Source organism: Paraburkholderia sp. BR13439, from assembly GCF_040948805.1.
Lineage (GTDB): Bacteria > Pseudomonadota > Gammaproteobacteria > Burkholderiales > Burkholderiaceae > Paraburkholderia > Paraburkholderia youngii.
This window is the reverse complement of record NZ_JBFPKN010000013.1, coordinates 135,570-156,546: the sequence shown is the minus strand read 5'-3', so window position 1 is coordinate 156,546 and position 20,977 is coordinate 135,570. Positions and strand designations below refer to the sequence as shown.

The 20,977-nt window shown below is 64.5% G+C and carries 16 protein-coding genes; 11 read left to right on the top strand and 5 right to left on the bottom strand.

Going from position 1 to position 20,977, the window contains the following annotated elements:
* Positions 1-9: 9 nt before the first annotated feature.
* The 4 genes from AB3X96_RS24805 to AB3X96_RS24790 all read left to right on the top strand — a co-directional run bounded on the left by AB3X96_RS24805 (position 10) and on the right by AB3X96_RS24790 (position 2,392).
* A complete protein-coding gene (locus AB3X96_RS24805; protein WP_368591795.1) occupies positions 10-363 on the top strand; it encodes a cupin domain-containing protein in 354 nt (117 codons plus the stop codon).
* A 147-nt stretch (positions 364-510) separates the two neighbouring features.
* Positions 511-1,086, top strand: coding sequence for a TMEM175 family protein (locus AB3X96_RS24800; RefSeq protein WP_368591794.1), 576 nt, complete (start codon positions 511-513; stop codon positions 1,084-1,086).
* Between the two features lie 2 nt (positions 1,087-1,088).
* A complete protein-coding gene (locus AB3X96_RS24795) occupies positions 1,089-1,907 on the top strand; it encodes a hypothetical protein (protein WP_368591793.1) in 819 nt (272 codons plus the stop codon).
* Positions 1,904-2,392 carry a metallophosphoesterase family protein gene (locus AB3X96_RS24790; protein WP_184226637.1) on the top strand — a complete coding sequence of 163 codons (489 nt, stop codon included), beginning with the start codon at positions 1,904-1,906 and terminating at the stop codon, positions 2,390-2,392. Before AB3X96_RS24795 ends, AB3X96_RS24790 begins: the two co-directional genes overlap by 4 nt.
* A 68-nt stretch (positions 2,393-2,460) precedes the next feature.
* Here the strand turns inward: AB3X96_RS24790 and proP are convergent, their stop codons facing one another.
* The 3 genes from proP to argA all read right to left on the bottom strand — a co-directional run bounded on the left by proP (position 2,461) and on the right by argA (position 6,458).
* Positions 2,461-3,930 (bottom strand): glycine betaine/L-proline transporter ProP, encoded by a 1,470-nt coding sequence (gene proP / locus AB3X96_RS24785; protein WP_368591792.1) that lies wholly within the window; start codon positions 3,928-3,930, stop codon positions 2,461-2,463.
* 735 nt (positions 3,931-4,665) lie between these two features.
* Entirely contained in the window at positions 4,666-4,938 is a 273-nt protein-coding gene (locus tag AB3X96_RS24780; RefSeq protein WP_026228676.1) for an oxidative damage protection protein, read from the bottom strand.
* A gap of 131 nt (positions 4,939-5,069) precedes the next feature.
* Positions 5,070-6,458 (bottom strand): amino-acid N-acetyltransferase, encoded by a 1,389-nt coding sequence (gene argA / locus AB3X96_RS24775; protein ID WP_176108152.1) that lies wholly within the window; start codon positions 6,456-6,458, stop codon positions 5,070-5,072.
* Positions 6,459-6,668: 210 nt separating this feature from the next.
* Here argA and AB3X96_RS24770 point away from each other — a divergent pair, with 210 nt between their 5' ends.
* Positions 6,669-6,809 (top strand): hypothetical protein, encoded by a 141-nt coding sequence (locus AB3X96_RS24770; protein ID WP_368591791.1) that lies wholly within the window; start codon positions 6,669-6,671, stop codon positions 6,807-6,809.
* On the top strand, positions 6,806-11,164 hold the full coding sequence (gene hrpA, locus AB3X96_RS24765; RefSeq protein WP_368591790.1) for an ATP-dependent RNA helicase HrpA: 4,359 nt from the start codon (positions 6,806-6,808) through the stop codon (positions 11,162-11,164). The genes AB3X96_RS24770 and hrpA overlap by 4 nt, the downstream gene beginning before the upstream one ends.
* A gap of 83 nt (positions 11,165-11,247) precedes the next feature.
* On the opposite strand, the gene AB3X96_RS24760 is transcribed toward hrpA, so the two are convergent.
* Positions 11,248-13,671: a YadA family autotransporter adhesin gene (locus tag AB3X96_RS24760; RefSeq protein ID WP_368591789.1), complete on the bottom strand. Its 2,424-nt coding sequence runs from the start codon at positions 13,669-13,671 to the stop codon at positions 11,248-11,250.
* A 579-nt stretch (positions 13,672-14,250) separates the two neighbouring features.
* Between AB3X96_RS24760 and AB3X96_RS24755 the strand changes: the two genes are divergently transcribed.
* From AB3X96_RS24755 to AB3X96_RS24740, 4 genes are all read left to right on the top strand, one after another.
* On the top strand, positions 14,251-15,270 hold the full coding sequence (locus tag AB3X96_RS24755) for a beta-propeller fold lactonase family protein (RefSeq protein WP_176108156.1): 1,020 nt from the start codon (positions 14,251-14,253) through the stop codon (positions 15,268-15,270).
* 82 nt (positions 15,271-15,352) lie between these two features.
* Positions 15,353-16,351, top strand: coding sequence for a sterol desaturase family protein (locus AB3X96_RS24750; RefSeq protein WP_368591788.1), 999 nt, complete (start codon positions 15,353-15,355; stop codon positions 16,349-16,351).
* Between the two features lie 210 nt (positions 16,352-16,561).
* A complete protein-coding gene (locus tag AB3X96_RS24745; RefSeq protein ID WP_368591787.1) occupies positions 16,562-17,395 on the top strand; it encodes an EI24 domain-containing protein in 834 nt (277 codons plus the stop codon).
* 19 nt (positions 17,396-17,414) lie between these two features.
* The gene (locus AB3X96_RS24740; RefSeq protein WP_368591786.1) at positions 17,415-18,269 is read left to right on the top strand and encodes a competence/damage-inducible protein A; all 855 of its coding nucleotides are present in this window, start codon (positions 17,415-17,417) and stop codon (positions 18,267-18,269) included.
* Positions 18,270-18,445: 176 nt separating this feature from the next.
* Here AB3X96_RS24740 and AB3X96_RS24735 read toward each other — a convergent pair whose 3' ends face one another.
* A complete protein-coding gene (locus AB3X96_RS24735) occupies positions 18,446-18,910 on the bottom strand; it encodes a rhodanese-like domain-containing protein (RefSeq protein WP_013089841.1) in 465 nt (154 codons plus the stop codon).
* Between the two features lie 455 nt (positions 18,911-19,365).
* Between AB3X96_RS24735 and glnA the strand changes: the two genes are divergently transcribed.
* Entirely contained in the window at positions 19,366-20,781 is a 1,416-nt protein-coding gene (glnA, locus tag AB3X96_RS24730) for a type I glutamate--ammonia ligase (protein ID WP_368591785.1), read from the top strand.
* The last annotated feature ends 196 nt before the right edge of the window (positions 20,782-20,977 follow it).

Genomic DNA, 20,977 nt, shown 5'->3' with positions numbered 1-20,977 from the left:
GACACGCCCATGAGAAGCTCGCTCAAACCCGCACGTAGCAGCGGCAACCTGTTCGACGCCGTCGTGCGGTCGAGGACGACGGCCGATGAGCAGGTCGACGCGCTCGTCGAGCGGGGCGGCGTGACGATCGAGCGGATCGTCTCGACAGGGCAGGCGAGTCCGCCGGGCTTCTGGTACGACAGCCCGCGCGCCGAATGGGTCGTGCTGCTCAGCGGCGCGGCGGTGCTCGAATTCGACGGCGACCCCGAGCCGCATCCGATGAAGCCAGGCGATCACGTGCTGATCGAAGCGCATTGCCGGCACCGCGTCGCATATACGAGCGACACCGAGCCAAGCGTGTGGCTCGCCGTCTACTACCCGTGAGCCCCGGCGCATAGAGCCATTCGCGCGGCCGGCTCCGCGCATCGACAAATCCTCACGCCATCGCGGATAATCGGCAGCGGCGCGGCCCGGGCGCAACGCGCGGGCGGGCTGTGCGCCCCACCGCATTCATCTTCGGGACAACGCAGCATGGGCAAGGGACGCGTCGAAGCCTTCAGCGATGGCGTAATCGCCATCATCATCACGATTATGGTGCTCGAGCTGAAGGTGCCCGAGGGCTACGATCTCGCGGCGCTGCGCCCGGTCGTACCGGTGTTCTGCGCTTACGTGCTGAGCTTCATCTACGTCGGCATCTACTGGAACAATCACCATCACGTGTTTCATGCGGTGCAGACGGTCAACGGCAAGGTGCTGTGGGCGAACCTGCATCTGCTGTTCTGGCTGTCGCTGCTGCCGGTCGTCACGCACTGGGTCGGCCGAAACCATCTGGCCGCGTGGCCGACCGCGATGTACGGCATCGTGCTGTTCATGTCGGCGATCGCGTATTTCATCCTGACGCGTGCGCTGATTTCTCAGCATGGACGCGATTCGGCACTGGCCAAAGCGCTCGGCAACGACTTCAAGGGTAAGGTCTCGGTCGTCATTTACCTGACCGGCATCGGGCTCGCGTTCGTGGTGCCGTGGGCGTCGGCGGCGCTGTACGCGCTCGCGGCCGCGTGGTGGTTCGTGCCGGACCGGCGCATCGAACACGTGCTGGAGGCCTGAGCATGCTGCTCGCGCTGAAGCTCGTGCTGGTGCCGGCCTTTCTCGCCGCGCTGACGGTGGCCGCGCGCGTCTGGGGACCATCGGTCGCGGGATGGCTCGCGGGGCTGCCGGTCGTCGCCGGACCGATCATGCTGCTGCTCGCGCTCGAGCGAGGGCCGGCGTTCGCGGCGCAGGCGTCGGCGGCGTCGATTGCGGCGATCGCCGCGTCGGAGGCGTTCAATCTTGCTTATGGTTGGACCTGCCGGCGTTTCGACTGGCCGCTTGCACTGGTCGTGGGGGTGGCCGGCTGGCTCGGCGCGGCTCTACTGATCGTGCGGCTGCCCGGTTCGGCCGGGTGGGCGCTGGCGGCGGCGTGTGTGGGCGTCGCGGTGTCGCAGAGCAGCTTGCCGCGCGCGACCGGTCATGTACCGGCGGCGCGCGTCGGGCGCGCGGATCTGGCGGTACGCATGCTCGCGGGCGCGCTGCTGACGCTCGCGGTGACGACGGCCTCGGCATCGATGGGCGCGGCGTGGAGTGGCGTGCTGTCGGTGTTTCCGCTGCTCGGCATCGTGCTCGCGGTATCGGCGCAGCGTGCGCATGGCGCGGACTTCGTCGCGCTGCTGATGCGCGGCATGGTGGTCGGGCGCGGCTCGTTCGCGGCGTTCTTCGCGGTGACGGCGTTGCTGTTGCCACAGTACGGTGTGGCGACGGGCTTTGCGTGCGCGGCGGTGGTGTCGGTCGTCGTGCAGGGGTTGACGCGGCGCATGCTGGCTGGGCAGCGGCGCACCCCAGCAGCGGCGCGTGAGTTTGCGCCGCCGCAGACTGAGCAGGACTGCGCATGACTTCACGTCGCCCACCATCGACTGCTGCCCGCATCGGGCTCGTCTCCGATACGCACAACCTCGTGCGTCCCGAAGCGTTGCACTATCTCGACGGCTGCGACGCGATCATTCACGCGGGCGATATCTGCAAGCCGGACGTTCTCGACGCGCTCGCGCGGATCGCGCCGCTGACCGCGGTGCGCGGCAATAACGATACCGGTGAATGGGCGGCGTCTTTACCGACGCATGCTCGGCTGACCGTCCAGCAGGTGACGATTCTGGTCGTGCACGATATCGCCGAACTGGGCTGCGTACCGCACGACGAAGGCATTCGCGTCGTGGTGAGCGGCCACTCGCACAAGCCGTCGATCGCCGAGCGAGACGGCGTGCTGTACGTCAATCCGGGCAGCGCGGGGCCGCGGCGCTTCAAGCTGCCGGTGTGCGCGGGCAGACTGATCGTCGAAGGCGCGCAGGTCAGCGCGACGTTCGATGCGCTGCTGACGTAAAAAAAAGCGGGCCGGCGAAAATCGCCGGCCCGCTTCGAGACTACTCTCGCGAGGGATGACTGCGCCGATCAGGCACGCGCGGTCGCAGCCGCCGCGAACCGTTCATCCATCTCCTCGGCCTCGCGTTCGCCGCGCAGCACCGCGTGCGCTTCGGCGCGCGTCGCGACGCACGGGCCCGAGCCGAGCAGCGGCTTACGCGCGGTTTCGCGCAGCGCAAGCACCGATACGATGCCGATCAGCGATGCGCCCATCAGGTAGTACGCGGGCATCATCAGATTGCCGGTGCGGTCGACCAGCCATGCGGTCACGAGCGGCGTCGTACCGCCGAACAGCGACACCGAGACATTGAAGCCAATCGCGAGCGCACCGTAGCGGATCCGGGTCGGGAACAGCGCCGGCAGTGCCGACGGCATCACGCCGGTGAAACACGACAGCAGCACGCCGAGAATCATCAGACCGGCGAACACCGGCAGCACCGTGCCCATGCGAATCAGCAGCAGCGCGGGAATCGACAGCGCAAACAGACCGACGCAGCCGAGCAGCATCACCGGCTTGCGGCCGATCGCGTCGGACAGACGGCCGGCGGCGAGCGTCATCGGCATCATCAGGATCATCACGAGCAGCACGAGGAACAGGCCGTGCGTTTCGTTGAAGTGCAGCGTCGCCGACAGATAGCTCGGCAGATACGACAGCGCCATGTAGTCGGTCACGTTGAAGATCAGCACGAGGCCGACGCACAGCAGCAGCGGCTTCCATTGCTGCGCGAGCAGCTGGCCGAACGACTGCTTGGGCCGCGCGCGGTCCTCGGCTTCACGCTGTTCGGCCTGCTTCTTGAACGCGGGCGTTTCCTCGAGCTTCATACGGATGTAGAGACCCATGAGGCCGAGCGGACCGGCGATCAGGAACGGCACGCGCCAGCCCCAGGACAGCAGTGCGTCGGTCGACAGCGTCGCCGTCAACAGCGCGACCGTGCCCGCGCCGAGCACATAGCCGATCAGCGTGCCGAACTCGAGGAAGCTGCCCATGAAGCCGCGGCGCTTGTCGGTCGAGAATTCGGCAATGAAGGTCGCGGCGCCGCCGTACTCGCCGCCGGTCGAGAAGCCCTGCACGAGGCGCGCGAGCAGCAATAGCGCCGGCGCGAGAATGCCGATCGTCGCGTAGTTGGGGATCAGGCCGATCGCGAAGGTGCCCGCGGCCATCATGATCATCGTCATCGCCAGCACGCGCTGACGGCCGATACGGTCACCGAGCGGCCCGAACACCATGCCGCCGATCGGCCGCACGAGAAACGCCGCGGCAAACGTGCCGAAGGTCGCGATGAGCTGCGCCGACGGGCTCGACGAGGGGAAGAACACCTTGCCGAGCGTCACCGCGATATAGCTGTACACGCCGAAATCGAACCATTCCATCGCGTTGCCGAGCGCCATTGCGCCGACCGCCCGTTTCAGGAGGGAGTGATCGACGACGGTGATGTCGTCGAGGGTAAGGCGTTGTTCTTGTTTGTGATGTCGCCAGAAGCCGTTGCTGGAAGCGGTCAAGGTTAAAAACTCCAATGACTGCGACGAAACTCGTGATGCGTTCCGCCTCGGTTGCTGGAAGTGCAATTTCGTGAGCGTGGCGAGGGTATCCGCGGCGCTGGTTATGCGGCGGCGGAACAGTTGGCGAAATGAAGCAAACGCCAGTGCCTCGCGATAAGTTCGCGAAAAAACACTCGTCTAGATTGTGCTGACAGTTGCACCTGCGTGGCCGTGGAAGGGGGGCAGGTGCATGAAGGACGCGGGGCTGCGGAAGCCGACCCATGCGCCACTGAAGGCTTGAAACGAAAAAGGCCGGTCTTGAATTTATCCGCGTTAGGCGGGGAAACGACCGACGAGCCTTCTTGTTTAAAAACAGCTCGATTCAGGATGACGCACGCGCGGAAAATGCACGACGAGCCAATCTGAAAAGAACACGAATGAAGGTGAATTGCAGCTGAAACGGGGCACATATTAGCACGATGACAGAGGATCATGCAAACCGGGGTGCGGGCGAAGGCCGCCGGTGTGGCTCAATCCATTGCGGGGCGGGGGTTCTGGCGGGGTCGAAACGGGTTTGAAAACGGACCGCTTAGAACATTCGCGGGGCGATTTTTTGACGTGCCGACGAAGTGAATGCAGACACGATGCGAGGCCGATGTCGGGGCGAAAAAAATCCGCGCTCGCGGCGCGGATTTTTAGGCGTGTGTTCACCCGGTTCGGGCGACGCGTGCTGGTGTCGCTCTCGATGTGGCAAGCTCAGGCCGACGGCGGCACGTAGCCCGATGCGGTATCCGCGCCTTCGCCGAAGAAGAACTTTTCGGTCTGCTTCATCAGATACTGACGCGCGCGCGGATCGGCCATGTTCAGGCGGTTTTCGTTGATCAGCATGGTCTGCTGCTTCAACCAGGCCTGCCAGGCTTCCTTCGAGATACTTTCGTAGATCCGCTTGCCGAGTTCGCCCGGCAGCGGCGGGAAATCGAGGCCTTCGGCTTCCTTGCCGAGCTTCGCGCATTGAACCATACGAGTCATGCTGTGCTTCTCCTGTGTCGACCTGAGTCAGTGCTTTGGCACTGACTCAGGTCCCATGAAAAATAATTACTGTATCAATGTGGGGCGGGCAAACGCCAGTTCGGATCAAATGGGGACGATCACGCAGTTACTCAAAGCTGTTTCATCAGCACGAGCGACTTACGCTGCCAGTTATAGAGTCGGCGGCGGTCTTCGGGCAGGTCGTCGACCGTAGCCTTGACGAAGCCGCGTTTCAGGAACCAGTGTTCGGTGCGCGTGGTGAGCACGAAAATGCGCGTGAGGCCGCGTGCCCGCGCACGCTGCTCGATCCGCTTGAGCAGACGCTCGCCGTCGCCGGTGCCTTGCGCTTCGGGCGCGACCGTCAGGCACGCCATTTCGCCGATGCGCTCCTGCGAATACGGATACAGCGCCGCGCAGCCGAACAGCACGCCGTCGTGCTCGATTACCGAGAAATGGTCGATGTCGCGTTCGATCTGGTGACGGCCGCGCCGTACCAGCGTGCCGTCGGCTTCGAGCGGCTCGATCAGCGCGAGAATGCCGCCGACGTCGTCCGGTGTCGCTTCGCGCAGGCTTTCGAGGTTCTCGTACGAGATCATCGTGCCGACGCCATCGTGCAGGAACAGTTCGAGCAGCAGGCTGCCGTCGAGCGCATACGGGATGATGTGCGCGCGCGGTACGCCGCCGCGGCAGGCGCGGATCGAATGCTTCAGGTAGAACCCGGCGTCGCCGGTGACTTCGCCGCTTTCGTGCAGCTTGTAGGCGTCGTCGAGCGACAGTTCGCGGATCAGCTCCGTACCGCTTTCGCTGGTCTCCATCAGACCCGCGGTTTCGGTCAGGAACACGATCTTGTCGGCGCGCAGCGCGATGGCCGCGGCCGAAGCCACGTCTTCCATCGACAGATTGAACGCTTCGCCGGTGGGCGAGAAGCCGAGCGGCGACAGCAGCACGAGCTTGCGGCTCGCGAGCGAATGTCGGATCGAATCCGCGTCGATCTTGCGCACGAGACCCGTGTGCTGGAAGTCGACGCCATCCAGAATGCCGACTGGGCGCGCCGTTACGAAGTTGCCCGACACGACGCTGATGTGCGCGTGCGCCATCGGCGTGTTCGGCAGACCTTGGCTGATTGCGGCTTCGATGTCGAGACGCACTTCGCCGGCCGCTTCCTTCGCGGACTCGAGCGCGCGCGCGTCGGTAATGCGCATGCCGTGCGAAAACTCCGATTCGACGCCGTGGAGACTCATCTGCTCCTCGACCTGCGGGCGCGAGCCATGCACCAAAACGATCTGGATGCCCATTGCCTGTAGCAGCGCGATGTCGGACACGAGCGCATTCAGCAGCCCCTGATGCACCACTTCGCCCCCGAATCCGACGACGAATGTCTTGTTTCGGAACGCGTGGATATACGGAGCGACTGAACGCATCCAGTCGACGAATTGCGCGTGCTGGGCGAGGGTTTCCGGCGAGTCGGCCGGGGCCGGAACGCTCGCGGGCGCGGGGACGAGGTCGGTTTGGGAATTCATGCCGGGGATTATAATGCGCCCCCATGTCGAATGTACCCAAAAGTCCCGCTGGGGCGAACGAGAAACCGGCGTCGGCCGGTGAGCCGGCCAGGCCCGGCGACACGATGCGCCGCCCAGCGCAGGATGCGAGACCAGAGCAGGCGCGAGACGCGCGTCGGGAGGCGGGCGCGTCTGCGCAAACAGTGTCGCCGGAAGGTGGCGGTGCGGGTCGTGAAGATCGCGAAAAGCACGCTCGCGCGCGAGGCGCGGCGCATGATGAACGGCGCGGTGAATCTCGCGCTGAATCGGGTGAAGCGTCCGGTGCCAAGCGCGGCGGTGGGGCTCGTGGCGAGCCACGTGGCGCTTCGTTGAGCGAGCAGCTTGGCCAATTCCGTTCCGCGCTTCAAAACGCGGCCCGTGAGCAGCAGAGCGGTGGGCCGCAAAGCGAGCAACAGCACGGGCCGCAAAGCGAGCACCGCAGTACGCCTTCGACCGCGCCTCGCGGTGCGCATGGCCGCCAGGCTCGCGATGAGCAAGTTGGTGCGCGGCAAAGCGGGCAACGTGGCGAAGTCCGCGACGCGCGCTCGGACACGCCGCGCGTTGAACGGCATCGTGCGCCTCGTAACGAACAGGAAGAGCGCGGACCACGTGACGAGCAACGCGGGTCTAGCCGCGGCGAGCAACGTCACGGTTCGCGCGCCACGCACTCGCACGACAAACAATCGGGCGAGCCGCGCAAGGAGCCTCGCGCGCCGCGCGAACCGCGGTCGCCGCGGATCGTCGAGCCGAATCCGATTCCACCGATCACGTTCCCCGAAGCACTTCCCGTTTCCGGTCGTCGCGACGAGATCGCGCGGGCGATCGCGGAGAATCAGGTCGTGATCGTGTCGGGCGAAACTGGGTCGGGCAAGACCACGCAGTTGCCGAAAATCTGCCTCACGCTCGGCCGTGGTCTGGGCGCAGGCGGCAAGGGTCTGATCGGCCATACGCAGCCGCGCCGGATCGCCGCGTCGGCGACCGGGCGCCGTATCGCCGAGGAACTCGGCACGCCGTTCGGCGAAGTGGTCGGCTACAAGGTGCGCTTTAACGACAACCTCGCGCCGGGCGCATCGGTCAAGCTGATGACCGACGGCATTCTGCTTGCCGAAACGCAGACCGATCCGCTGCTGAAAGCCTACGACACGCTGATCATCGACGAAGCGCACGAGCGCAGCCTGAACATCGATTTTCTGCTCGGCTACCTGAAGGAGATTCTTCCGAAGCGTCCCGACCTGAAGCTGATCGTGACCTCGGCGACGATCGACGCCGACCGTTTCGCGCGCCACTTCGGTAGCGACGATAAGCCCGCACCGGTGATCGAAGTGAGCGGGCGGCTTTATCCGGTCGAGGTGCGTTACCGACCGGTGGTCGAGGACAGCCCGGCGGTCAAGGCGGCGCAAGGGACCTCGGGTGTGGCGTCGTCTGGCCGCGAGCGCCCGAAGACGCAGCGCGAGACCGATCGCGATCTGATGGAGGCGATCGTCGAGGCCGTCGACGAACTGTGCCGCGAGGGTCACGGCGATGTGCTGGTGTTCCTGCCCGGCGAGCGTGAGATCCGGGACGCCGCCGAGGCGCTGCGCAAACATCACCCGCCCCATACGGAGATTCTGCCGCTGTTCGCGCGGCTCTCGGCGGCCGAGCAGGAGCGCGTGTTCCGCGCGTCGAACGCGCGCCGCATCGTGCTCGCGACCAACGTCGCCGAAACTTCGCTGACGGTACCCGGCATCCGCTACGTGGTCGACACGGGCCTCGCCCGCGTGAAGCGCTACTCGTATCGCAACAAGGTCGAGCAGCTGCAGGTCGAGTCGATTTCTCAAGCCGCCGCGAATCAACGGGCGGGGCGTTGCGGACGGGTTGCCGATGGCATCTGCATTCGTCTGTACGAGGAAAGCGACTTCCAGGGCCGCGCGCGCTTCACCGATCCGGAAATTCTGCGCTCTTCGCTCGCTTCGGTGATTCTGCGCATGAAGTCGCTGCACCTGACGGCGATCGAAACGTTCCCGTTTATCGAGCCGCCGCCGGGCCGTGCGATTTCCGACGGCTACCAGTTGCTCAACGAGCTCGGCGCCGTCGACGACGACAATCACCTGACGCCGCTCGGCCGTGAACTCGCGCGACTGCCGCTCGATCCGCGCGTCGGCCGCATGATCCTCGCCGCGCGCGACCAGCAGGCGCTGAAGGAGGTGCTGATCATCGCGAGCGCGCTGTCCGTGCAGGACCCGCGCGATCGGCCGATCGACGCGCAGGAGCAGGCCGACCAGGCGCATCGCCGGTTCGCTGACGAGCGCTCCGAATTTCTGCAGTGGCTGAAGATCTGGAACTGGTTCGACGAAGCGATCGCGCACAAGAAATCGAACCGGCAGTTGCAGGACGAGTGCCGCAAGAACTTCCTGTCGCAGTTGCGGCTGCGCGAGTGGCGCGATGTCCATTCGCAACTGCTGACGGTCGTGCGGGAGCACGGCTGGCGCCTGAACGAAGCGGAGGCTACGTTCGAGCAGATCCATCTTGCGCTGCTGACCGGCCTTCTCGGCAACATCGGCCTGAAAGCCGACGATGAGCCGTACTATCTCGGCGCGCGCGGCATCAAGTTCTATTTGTGGCCGGGCTCTGCGCTCGTGAAAAAAGCGGGCAAGTGGGTGATGGCTGCCGAGCTGGTCGAAACGAGCCGGCTTTACGCGCGCTGTATCGCGAAAATCGAGCCGGAGTGGGTCGAGAAGGTCGGCGCGCATCTGCTGAAAAAGTCGCTCTCGGAGCCACATTGGGAAAAGCGCGCGGCGCAGGTTTCCGCGTTCGAGCGCGCGATGCTGTACGGCCTGCCGATTTATCACCGGCGGCGCGTCGCATTCGGCAAGCAGGACCCGGCGCGGGCGCGCGAGCTGTTTATTCGCGGTGCGCTTGTTGAAGGGGAGTTCGACACGAAGCTTGCGTTCTTCGCGCACAACCGCAAGCTGCTTGCCGACATCGAACAGCTCGAGCACAAGTCGCGCCGCCAGGACGTGCTGGTCGACGACGAATTGATCTACGCGTTCTACGATCAGGCGCTGCCGGATGGCCTCTATACCGGCGCGTCGTTCGAGCGCTGGTATCGCGACGAAGTCAAAAAGAGCGGCCAGGCGGAGGACAAGCTGCGGCTGTTGTATTTGTCCCGCGACGATCTGATGCGGCACGAAGCGGCGGGTGTCACGACAGATCTGTTCCCGAAGCGGCTGACGATGGCGGGCATCGAGATGGCGCTGACCTATCACTTCGAGCCGGGCACGCCTCGCGACGGCGTAACGCTCGCGGTACCGCTGTATGCGCTGAACCAGGTCGACGCGCGCCGTTGTGAGTGGCTCGTGCCCGGCATGCTGAAAGAGAAGGCGCAGTTGCTGCTGAAGTCGCTGCCGCAGAAGCTGCGTCGGCATTGCGTGCCGCTCCCTGAATACGCGGCAGGTTTCGCCGAACGGCACAGCGCCCAGCGCTTCGGAGCAGGCGGCTTGCTCGAAGCGCTGATCGCCGACGTGCGCGAGCAGACCCAGGTCGCGATGAAGCAGTCCGACTTCAAGCTCGAGACGCTGCCCGCGCATCTGTTCATGAACTTCAAGGTCATCGACGAACATGGCCGGCAGCTCGCGATGGGACGCAATCTGTCGCAACTGCGCGCAGAACTCGGCGGTCAGGCGCAGCAGCATTTCCAGAAGCTCGTTTCGGGCGCGGCAGGCGCCGCCCTGGCCGATGCAGGCGGCGGTGTCGCGACACCTGCGCGGTCTCCCGATCTGGCTGCGAGCGGCCCGGCGCGCGGCAAGGGCGCGGCCGCGCCACAACCCGCGACGCCGGATGGCGCGCCAGCCACCGCGCTGTACGAAAACCTGACCACGTGGAATTTCGGCAAGCTGCCCGAGTTGCTCGAAATTCGCCGTGGTGGCCAGACGTTGTTTGGCTACCCGGCGCTCGTGGACCGTGGCACGCACTGCGACGTCGAAGTATTCGATTCGCCCGAAGAAGCCGCGCGGATTCATCGGGCGGGCCTGCGTCGGCTTTTCGCGCTGCAGTTGAAGGAGCCGATCAAGTATCTGGAGAAGAATCTGCCGGGCCTGCGCGAAATGGCCATGCAGTTCATGCCGCGCGGCACGCAGGAAGAACTGCGCGATCAGCTGATCGACACCGCACTCGACCGCGCGTGTCTGCAGGACCCGCTGCCCGACGACGATGCGAGCTTCCATACCCGCCGTGACGAAGGGCGTAGCCGCCTCACGTTGCTCGCGCAGGAAATCTCGCGGCTGGTCGGCCAGATCCTCGGCGAGTACGCGAGCCTGACGAAGAAGCTTCTGCAGGCGAAGCCATTCGCGGCCGCGTACACCGATCTGCAGAACCAACTCGATGCGCTGATTAGCAAGCGTTTTGTCGTCGATACGCCGTATGCCCAACTCGCACATTTCCCGCGTTATCTGAAGGGGATGGCGCTGCGTATCGACAAACTGCGCGCGGACGCCACCCGCGACGCGCGGCAGTTCGCCGAATTCCAGCCGCTGTTGCAGCACTATCAGCGGGCGGTGTCGCAGCGCGGCGGCGTCACGGATCCGCGGCTTGCGGAATTCCGCTGGCTGCTCGAGGAGTTGCGCATCTCGCTGTTTGCGCAGGAGCTGCGTACCCCCATGCCGGTTTCGGTGAAGCGCTTGTACAAGGTGTGGGAGTCGATGCAGCGGTAAAGTCAGGCCGCTCGCACGCAGACGCGGGACACTGGGTGTGCACGGCGGCCGGGCTTTGCCCGACACGATCGCCCAAGCTGATTTCACCAATGCATCCCCGCGCCGATCGATGCGCCGAACTGCCCGCGTGAGTCGGCGCTGCCTTGGGCCTTGTAGATCCATTTGCCGGTGTCCGACAACTGCGACACGCTAATTGCGAGCGCGGATTGACCGCCGTACGTGCCGCCCGCCATCGCGACCATGCCGTGTCCGGGCAGGACCGCTTGCGGCAAGCCTGCCATCGCGAGCGCCGATGCCGTGCCCCCGTAGCTGTCCCGGCGGGCGGAACGGATCTGATCGTCCGTATAGCGATTCGCCGCGCTGATCGCGCCGCTCATGCTTTGCTGCAACTGATTGACGTTGACCGCGTCGCTGCCTCGCGCGCCGGCTGCGACGTTGGTGATCTGGCGCTCTTGGCCCACCGACCCAACCGATACTGAATTCGCTCGGTCTGCGATGGAGCCCTGGCCCAAGGCCACCGAGTTGTCGGCGCTCGCGCTGGCCGCGGCGCCGACCGCCGTCGCGTTGTTGCCGCTGGCGATGGCGTTCGCTCCGATGCTTGTCGCGTTGGCGCCGCTTGCCCGCGCATTCGCCCCGGCCGCAATCGCGTGTGCACCGGATGCTTGCGCGGTTTCAGTCGCGCTTTCCCCCGCAGCACCGAATAGCGCGCCGACCGAACCGCTCGCCGCGTTATTGATCGCCCCTTCGAGCGCCGCGTTCAGCTGACCGAGGTTGACCGCGTCGGACGCCAGCACGCCGTTCGCGACGTTGTGGATGGCGGTGCCCTCCGTGGTATCGCCGCCGAGCGTAATGCTGTTCCGATTGATGCTGCCGTCGGCGTTCGTGTCGTACATGACCGCGCCGTCGAGTTTCGCCGCGCTCGCGCTGCTCTGATCGCTCACCGCTTTCAGCTGGGCGACGTTGACCGCATCGGTGTCCGCGGTGCCGGCCGCGACGTTGGTGATCTGACGCTCGTTGCCCGCTGACCCCACCGATACGGTCCCCGCGCGATCGGCGATCGAGCCCTGACCAAGCGCGACGGCGTTTGCGGCCAGCGCGCTCGACTGATAGCCGAGCGAAAGTGCGTTGTCGGCGGCTGCGCTGGCACCGGAGCCGATCGCGAGCGTGCCGTCGCCGTTCGCCGTCGCGCTGGCCCCGAGCGCCGTGGCCCCTGAGCCGTACGCCGACGCTGACGCGCCCAGCGAGGTCGCGCCGGCCGTGCCGGCGACGGCGCCCGCGCCTATCGCGGTCGAGTCCGTTGCGCTCGCGCTGGCGCTCGTGCCGAATGCGCTCGCGTTGGCGCCGACGGCGCTGGCGTTGCTGCCCACGGCGAGCGCGTGCGTGCCTTCCGCGAGCGCGTTGTTGGAGCCGTCGGCCGGGTCGGCGGCGCTGAGGAAGTGCAGCGCGCTGCTTTCAGCGAGTGCATCGACCTTGTTGTCGACCGCGTTCAACTGGCTCACGTTGACCGCGTCAGTGGGCGCAGCGCCCGCGGCGACGTTGGTCAGGCGACGCTCATTATTCGCCGAGCCAAGTGAGACTTCGCCTGTCGCGATGGGGGCCGCGACCGGGGTAGCTCCCGCTCCCCCGGGCGCAAATGCGCTTCGCGACAGATCCGTCGTGGTGCTGGCATTGGCGCCCAGCGCGACGCTATTGTCGGCGCTCGCGTTTGCGTTGCTGCCGAGCGCGATCGCGCCGGCTCCCGCCGCCGTTGCGCCGAAGCCGATTGCGCTGGCATAGGCGCCGCTCGCCTGCGCAGCGACGCCGAGGGCGATGGCGCCGACACCGCTGACGAGGGTGTTACTACCAAGCGCGACGCTCGAGTCCGCCAGTGCCGAGGCCCATGCTCCAGCGGCGAGCGAGTTGGTGCCTCCGGCCTGCGCGACATAGCCGAGCGCGGTCGATCCGACGCTGGTTGCCGTGGATTGGGAGCCAAACGCGGAGGCGGCCGAATTCGCCGCCATTGAACCGGAGCCCGTTGCGACCGAGTCGACACCGAGCGCCGACGCGTCCAGACCGACCCCGGTCGCGCGGTCCGCCTGCGCATTCGCATAGGGCCCAAAGGCGCTTGCGCCTTCGCCTTTTGCGGAAGAGGAGAGACCCACGGCGACTGCGCTGTCGCCCTGCGCCGTGGCGCCTGCCCCTACCGCGAGCGCGCCGTCGTTTTGCGCGTTCGCCTGCGAGCCGATCGCCAGCGATGAGTTGTCGCTTGCGATGGCCTGTGCGCCTATCGCGACCGCGGCGTCGCCGGGCGCGCTGGCCGTGCCTACCTCGACGGAATCGACGCCGGCGCCGTTCGCTTCCGTGACGCACAGGGCCGCCGCTATGGCAACACCGGCAGTACGTCGAACTGCTCGGGCGATGCTTTTCTGGCGCGCGGAAGCACGGTGTGTTTGCAGGCAGGCAGTTTGCGCCGCTGCGACTTTTCTTTGAGATGTGGTACGGCCAATTATCGAAATATTCTTGTTCATCAATTTGAAATCCTCCGCATTATTTTGGTTCGTGGCGTGTGGTGCGTAATTGGAGATTGGCGTGACGTTATTGCTTAGGTAAGTTTGAAAATCTCGTAAATAAAAAACGCTGGCCATTGGTGAAGCTTGCTCTATTTGGTCGAGCGCGCGTCGTCCCCGCGTTATACGCGTGGTTCGCACGGATGAGGCGCTGGCGGGACGACGCGCAGGAAGAATTCTCCGATGCCCGCGCGCAATTCAGATATCAGCGAACTCCGAAATTCAATTGGGCTAAAAAATATATTAATACAGGTAGATTTATTGGCGCGAAAAAAGGAATATTCCTATTGTTTTGGTTATTGCTTTGGGCGATATTGGCGTGTGGCTGATGCATGATTGATTCTGGCAAGGAGAGCACATTGATTCCTCACTCGAAAACCCGCGGCCCGAGCATCAAACGGGACGTGGCAGACGATCTTTCCCGCGCGCGGCCGCACTTCATCACATCCGTCATTTTTCGCTCGTCGCCCGGTGACTTACGTCAACCGCTCGGACCGGCAAACGTTCTACAATGACCGTTGTTCTCCGAAGCGAGTTTTCATGCGTAAATTTCTTCTTCCCGGCTTGACTGCCACGTTCGCCGCAACTGCGGTGCTGGTCGCCGCCGCAGGCTTTTTTTCTCCGGCGGCGCACGCCAATAACGTGATCGTGCTCAATTCCGGTGAGGCCACGCTGAGCCTGATCGACGAGAACAGCCGCCAGGTCATCGGCACCGTGCCCACGGGCAAGGAACCGCATCACCTGATGGCCACGCCGGACAATTCCTCGCTGATCGTCGCCAATTCGGTGTCGAACAGCCTGATGTTCGTCGATCCGAAAACGGGCCAGTTGCAGCGCTGGGTCGAGAACATCGAAGATCCCTATCAAATCGGTTTTTCGCCGGATCGCAAGTGGCTCGTCACTACGGGCTTGCGGCTCGACCGCCTCGACATCTACCACTACGACAACCAGAAAAACCAGATGACGCTGGCTTCACGGCTGCCGCTCGCGGTGATGCCCAGCCATATGGCGTTCACGAATGACAGCAGGACGGTGTTCGTTTCGCTGCAGATCTCGGGCGAACTCGCCGCCATCGACCTGCCCACGCAAACCGTCAAATGGAAGATGAAGGTCGGCAAGGTGCCCGCGGGCCTGTGGATGACGCCGGGCGAAAAGTACCTGCTCGTCGGCATGACCGGCGAGGACTACGTCGCCGTCGTGGATTGGCGCAACCAGAAAGTCGTCAAGACGATTCACACGGGCAAGGGCGCTCACAACTTCCGCTCGCTCGCCGACGGCAAGCATGTCGCGGTGTCGAACCGCGTCGCTAGCACGATCAGCATCATCGACGAAGACACGCTCACCAACGTCGGCGATATCACCGGCCTGATGCCGGGACCGGACGACATGGAGCTTTCCGCCGACAAGCGCTATCTGTGGGTGACCTTCCGCTTCGCGAAGCACATTGGCATCATCGATCTCAACACGCGCAAGCTGATCCAGACGATTGCGGTCGGCCGCTCGCCGCATGGCATCTATTTCTTCAACCGCGCGCCGGTCACGGCGCCGAACGGTGCTTGAGGGGTCTCAGGGGGTGCCTGGGAGCAACGCAGCAGAGCCCCGGCGCCACGAGCCACCAAGGATGAAGTAACAGGCCAGCATCATGTTCCATCTGATTTTCTCGACACTCGACAGCTTCGTTTCAGCCACGCAGACGTGGCTGTACGTCGACGTGGTACAGCCGCTGCTGTTCCGGTTCAATCTGATGGACTATGACGAGGACACCTACGACAGCCTGTACTGGCTCATCGTCGGTGTGCTCGAGGTGCTCGCGATGTACGCGATCCTGCGTCCGCTCGAGGCGCTGCGTCCGGTCGAGCAATGGGAGAACCGCAAGGCAGTGCGGGTCGACGTGCTGTACACGTGGATCGCCAAGCTCGGCATTCTGAATCTTTTCTTTTTCTTCGCACTGCAGCCGTTCTTCGACAACGTGCAAGGCTGGCTCAGGCTTCACGGCATCGCGAACCTGAACTTCGACAACCTGTGGCCTGGCGTGACCACGCAGCCGCTCGTCACGTTCGTCATGTATCTGCTCGTGCTCGATTTCGCCGGCTACTGGTATCACCGCGGGCAGCACCGCTTCGGCGTGTGGTGGGAACTGCATGCGGTACACCATAGTCAGCGGCAGATGTCGCTGTGGTCCGACGATCGTAACCATCTGCTCGATGATTTGCTGCAGGCGTCGTTCTTCGCGGTGATCTCGCTCGCGATCGGTGTGCCGCCGTCGCAGTTCGTCGTGCTGGTCGCGATCACGAACCTCGCGCAGAGCGTGCAGCACGCGAACATCCGGCTGTATTACGGCTGGCTCGGCGAGCGGCTGCTCGTCAGTCCGGCGTTCCATCGCCGTCACCACGCAATCGGCTTAGGTCATGAAGGGCTCAAGTACGGCTGCAATTTCGGCGTGCTGTTCCCATGGTGGGACATGCTGTTCCGCAGCGCGTCGTGGAGCCGCGACGTGGAGCCGACCGGGATCAGCGATCAGCTCGAAGGCCGCCGCTATGGCGATGGCTTCTGGGCGCAGCACTGGTTCGCCTTCGTGCGCATCGCGCATCGCCTGGTATCGAAGCGCCGCGCAACCGGCAACGACACCGCTGCCGTTTGAGTCCATTCAGAGTTCATTCAGAGTTCATTCTGAGTCCATTGCAGATCCTCTCGAGCACGCGCTCCGCCGCGCCGCCCACTTCCGCCGGCGGCGTGTCCCTTGGATTATGCTGTGCACGTTCGTGCGCACCTCCAGTGCCCCACCAGCATGCCAGGCCGGCGCGCGGCGCGTTTTTCCTGTCCATCGTTTCGTTCGCAGGCATTGGCTCGCATGAATGATCTGTTGCGCTCGTTTGGGCGTGCACTCGCAAGCGCGTTGCATCCGCGCATGCTCTGGCTGACCTTCAAACCGTTTATCGTCGCGACGGTCGGCTGGGGCTTACTCCTGTGGTTCTTCTGGCAGACGGTGACCGGCGCGACCCGCACCTGGCTCGACGACTGGTCTTTCACCGCCACGCTTTATCATCTGTTCGACGTGCTCGGTTTCTCGACGCTGCACGCGGTCATCGCGCCGTTCATCGTAATTGCAATGGCGATCCCGTTGATCGTCGTCACGGTGCTGCTGCTGATCGCCATGCTGTCGATGCCGGCCGTGATCCGCTTTCTCGCGGCGCGCCAATTCGCCGGGCTGGAGATACGCCGCGGCGGAACATGGTACGGTAGCCTCGGTCAGGCGCTCTGGACCACGCTGCTGTGTCTCGTGCTGCTGATCGTCACGTTGCCGCTGTGGCTCGTACCGCCGTTCTTCGCGCTGATTCCTCCGCTGCTGTGGGGCTGGCTCACGTATCGGGTGATGAGCTACGACGCGCTCGCGTTGCATGCGACGCGCGACGAGCGGCGCGAACTCGTGCGGCGCCACCGCTTGCCGCTGCTGCTGATCGGTGTCGTGAGCGGCCTGCTAGGTTCGCTGCCGACGCTGCTGTGGGCGTCGTCGGTCTGGCTGATCGTGCTGTTCCCGGTGATTACCACGGTGACGATCTGGATTTACGCTTTCATCCTCGTGTTCTCGGCGCTATGGTTCGGCAACTACTGCCTGCGCGCGCTGCAGCGTATGCGGGCGGAAGCGTCTGGCGGCGCGCGCGAGGTCGCGCCGGTTCCCTATTGATCAAACGAAAGAGGCGGCAATGGCATTTGGCGTCATCATCATCGGCGATGAAATCCTGTCGGGCAGGCGCGTCGACAAGCATCTACCGAAGGTCATCGAGTTGCTCCGGGCGCGCGGGCTGTCGCTCGGCTGGGCGGAGTACATCGGCGACGATCCGGAGCGCATCACGGCGACGCTGCGTCGGACGTTCGCGTCGGGCGACATCGTTTTCTCGACGGGCGGCATCGGCGCGACACCTGACGACCACACGCGCCAGTGCGCGGCGGCCGCGCTCGGCGTGCCGCTCGAGCTGCATCCGGAGGCCGCGAAGCTGATCCAGGAGCGCATCCGCGACATGTATCCGGCGACTTCGACGACGCCGCTCGATCTGAACTCGCCCGAGAACCGGCATCGCCTGAACATGGGCACGTATCCGCAGGGCGCCGACATCATTCCGAACGGCTACAACAAGATTCCGGGTTTTTCGATCCGCCAACACCATTTCGTGCCGGGTTTCCCGGTGATGGCCTGGCCGATGATCGAGTGGGTGCTGGACACGCAGTACGCGCATCTGCATCACACCACGCCGCACGCCGAAAAGTCGCTGCTGGTGTTCGAGCTGCCGGAGTCGCGCGTGACGCCGCTGATGGAGAAAATCGAGCGGGATTTTCCCGGCGTGCGGGTGTTCAGCCTGCCGAGCGTCGGGGATGCGGAGCGCGGCGGCGTGTATGCGCGGCATCACATCGATCTCGGGGTGAAGGGTGAGCCGGAGGCCGTCGCCGCGGCGTTCGTGAAGCTGCGCGAAGGGGTGCATCTGCTCGGTGGCGACATCGTCGAGCCTGAAGTCGCGGCAGCGGCAGCGGCGGCGGCCGCCACGGGGAAGCCGCGAAGCTGAGAAGGCGACAGCGGTTCGCGCCGGAGGGTTGGGTCGGCGCGAGCCGCGACATCGCAGTGTCACAACCCGCGCCGACGATGCAATCAGTGCGTGGTCGGCGCGTCCTGTTTCGATTAGCCTGCCTCAGCCCCGCTAGACAGGACTTGCGCATGTGAGGGCAGTGCGCCAGTCCGCCATCAGGCGCCGATCCACGGCAAGCCGCGAAAACACCATCCCGACACCGTCTTGCGATGCCCCTGGCCGTCCTTGTCGCCTTCGAAGCCTTCCAGCAGGTCGTACGCCTTCGTGAAGCCGGCCTGGGTCGCGGCGATCGCGGCGAGCTTCGAGCGCGCGGCGCTGCGGCACAGGAACAGCACCGGCGTGTCGGGCGAGGCGACCTGCGCGAGTTGCTGCATGAACTCCTGATTGGGCACCGCGCCCGGATAGCGCGTCCATTCGACATGCGCGTATTGGCCATCACCGATCACCGGCCGGCCGACCCAGTCGAGTTCGGCGCGGGTACGCACGTCGACGAGACGCGTGCGCGGATCGAGTTCCAGCAATTCGAACGCCTCGGCCGGCGATACCGCGCCCGCGTAGGGCAATTGGTTCTCGGCGCGACGGGCGTCCGCCTTCGCGTAAAGCTGTTCGAGCGTGCTCATGAGCGTCAATCTCCTTCGGACCAAATGATCATTCTAGCGCGCGACAGGCACCGCGCAGACATGGGTAGACTGGGCGTCGTGGGGCAGTCGCCGGGCGCTGCCCCAACCTCGATGCGCAAATTTGGTGCGCTTTTGTCGGGATGCACCACAATGGAATATGGCGCGTTTTCCAAAGCGGTGAATGCACGAAACTGGTGCGCAAGGAGGCTCAGGCGTTTCCTGGTAGCGCAGCCCGCGCTTCGTGCGTAGCCCGCGCACGTAAGCGCAGTAACGAGGTGCGCCGAATTGGCCCATAGTGGGCCCAGAGGTGGCACACTATCTGCTTTATTGGTGCCGATCGATTTGTCCCGCAGAATTTTCCGCCTGCGACGCCGTATAAGTGGACGTTCCGGGACGGGTCAGCTAGATTGGGCGGCGGCTGAAATCCGCCGAAATTGTTAATCAGGAGATAGGTTATGAGTAAATCCGTGGCCGACGTCGTTCAACTCGTCAAAGACGAAGACGTCAAGTTTGTCGACTTCCGCTTCACCGACACGCGCGGCAAAGAGCAACACGTTTCGGTGCCGGTGTCGGCATTCGATGAAGACAAGTTCGAAAGCGGCCATGCGTTTGACGGTTCGTCGATTGCCGGCTGGAAGGGCATCGAAGCATCGGACATGTTGCTGGTCCCGGACGCGAACACGGCCTTCATCGACCCGTTCTACGAAGAATCGACCCTCGTGCTGACCTGCGACGTCGTCGAACCGGCTGACGGCAAGGGCTACGAGCGCGACCCGCGCTCGCTCGCGAAGCGCGCTGAAGCGTACCTGAAGAGCTCGGGCCTCGGCGACACCGCGTACTTCGGTCCGGAGCCGGAATTCTTCATTTTCGACTCGGTGCAGTGGAACACGGACCAGTCGGGCTGCTTCATCAAGATCGGTTCGGAAGAAGCACCGTGGTCGTCGGCGAAGGAATTCGAAGGCGGCAACACCGGCCACCGTCCGGGCACCAAGGGCGGCTACTTCCCGGTCGCGCCGGTCGACACGTTCCAGGACATCCGCTCGGAAATGTGTCTGCTGCTCGAACAGATCGGCATTCCGGTCGAAGTGCACCACCACGAAGTGGCAGGCCAGGGCCAGAACGAAATCGGCACCAAGTTCTCGACGCTCGTGCAGCGCGCGGACTGGCTGCAGCAGATGAAGTACATCGTCCACAACGTCGCGCACACGTACGGCAAGACGGCGACGTTCATGCCGAAGCCGGTCGTCGGCGATAACGGTTCGGGCATGCACGTTCACCAGTCGATCTGGAAGGACGGCCAGAACCTGTTCGCGGGCAATGGTTACGCAGGTCTGTCGGAATTCGCGCTGTTCTACATCGGCGGCATCATCAAGCACGCTCGCGCGCTGAACGCGATCACCAACCCGGGTACGAACTCGTACAAGCGTCTCGTGCCGCACTTCGAAGCGCCGGTCAAGCTGGCTTACTCGGCTCGCAACCGTTCGGCATCGATCCGTATTCCGCACGTGTCGAGCCCGAAGGGCCGCCGTATCGAAACGCGCTTCCCGGATCCGCTGGCGAATCCGTACCTGTGCTTCTCCGCGCTGATGATGGCGGGTCTGGACGGCGTACAGAACAAGATTCACCCGGGCGAAGCTGCCGACAAGAACCTGTACGACCTGCCGCCGGAAGAGGATGCAAAGATCCCGACCGTATGCGCCGGCCTCGACCAGGCTCTCGACGCACTCGACGCGGACCGCGAGTTCCTGACGCGCGGTGGCGTGTTCACGGATTCGATGCTCGACGCGTACATCGAACTGAAGACGGGCGAGCTGCAACGCTATCGTCAGTCGGTGCACCCGATCGAATTCGAAATGTACTACTCGCTGTAAGCGGCGATGGCGCTTCGCCCTTCACGCGGCGAAGCGCTTTGCCCGACGCTCGCGATCGGTCACGAAGGGACGGCGGCGCCGTCCCTTTTTCGTTAGGCCGTACGCACGGCCGGCCGCGCGCGGGCGACATGCGTTGCGACGAATCACCAACAGGCCGCACTCCTGATTTATCACCATCTCCTACCGGCCACACTGC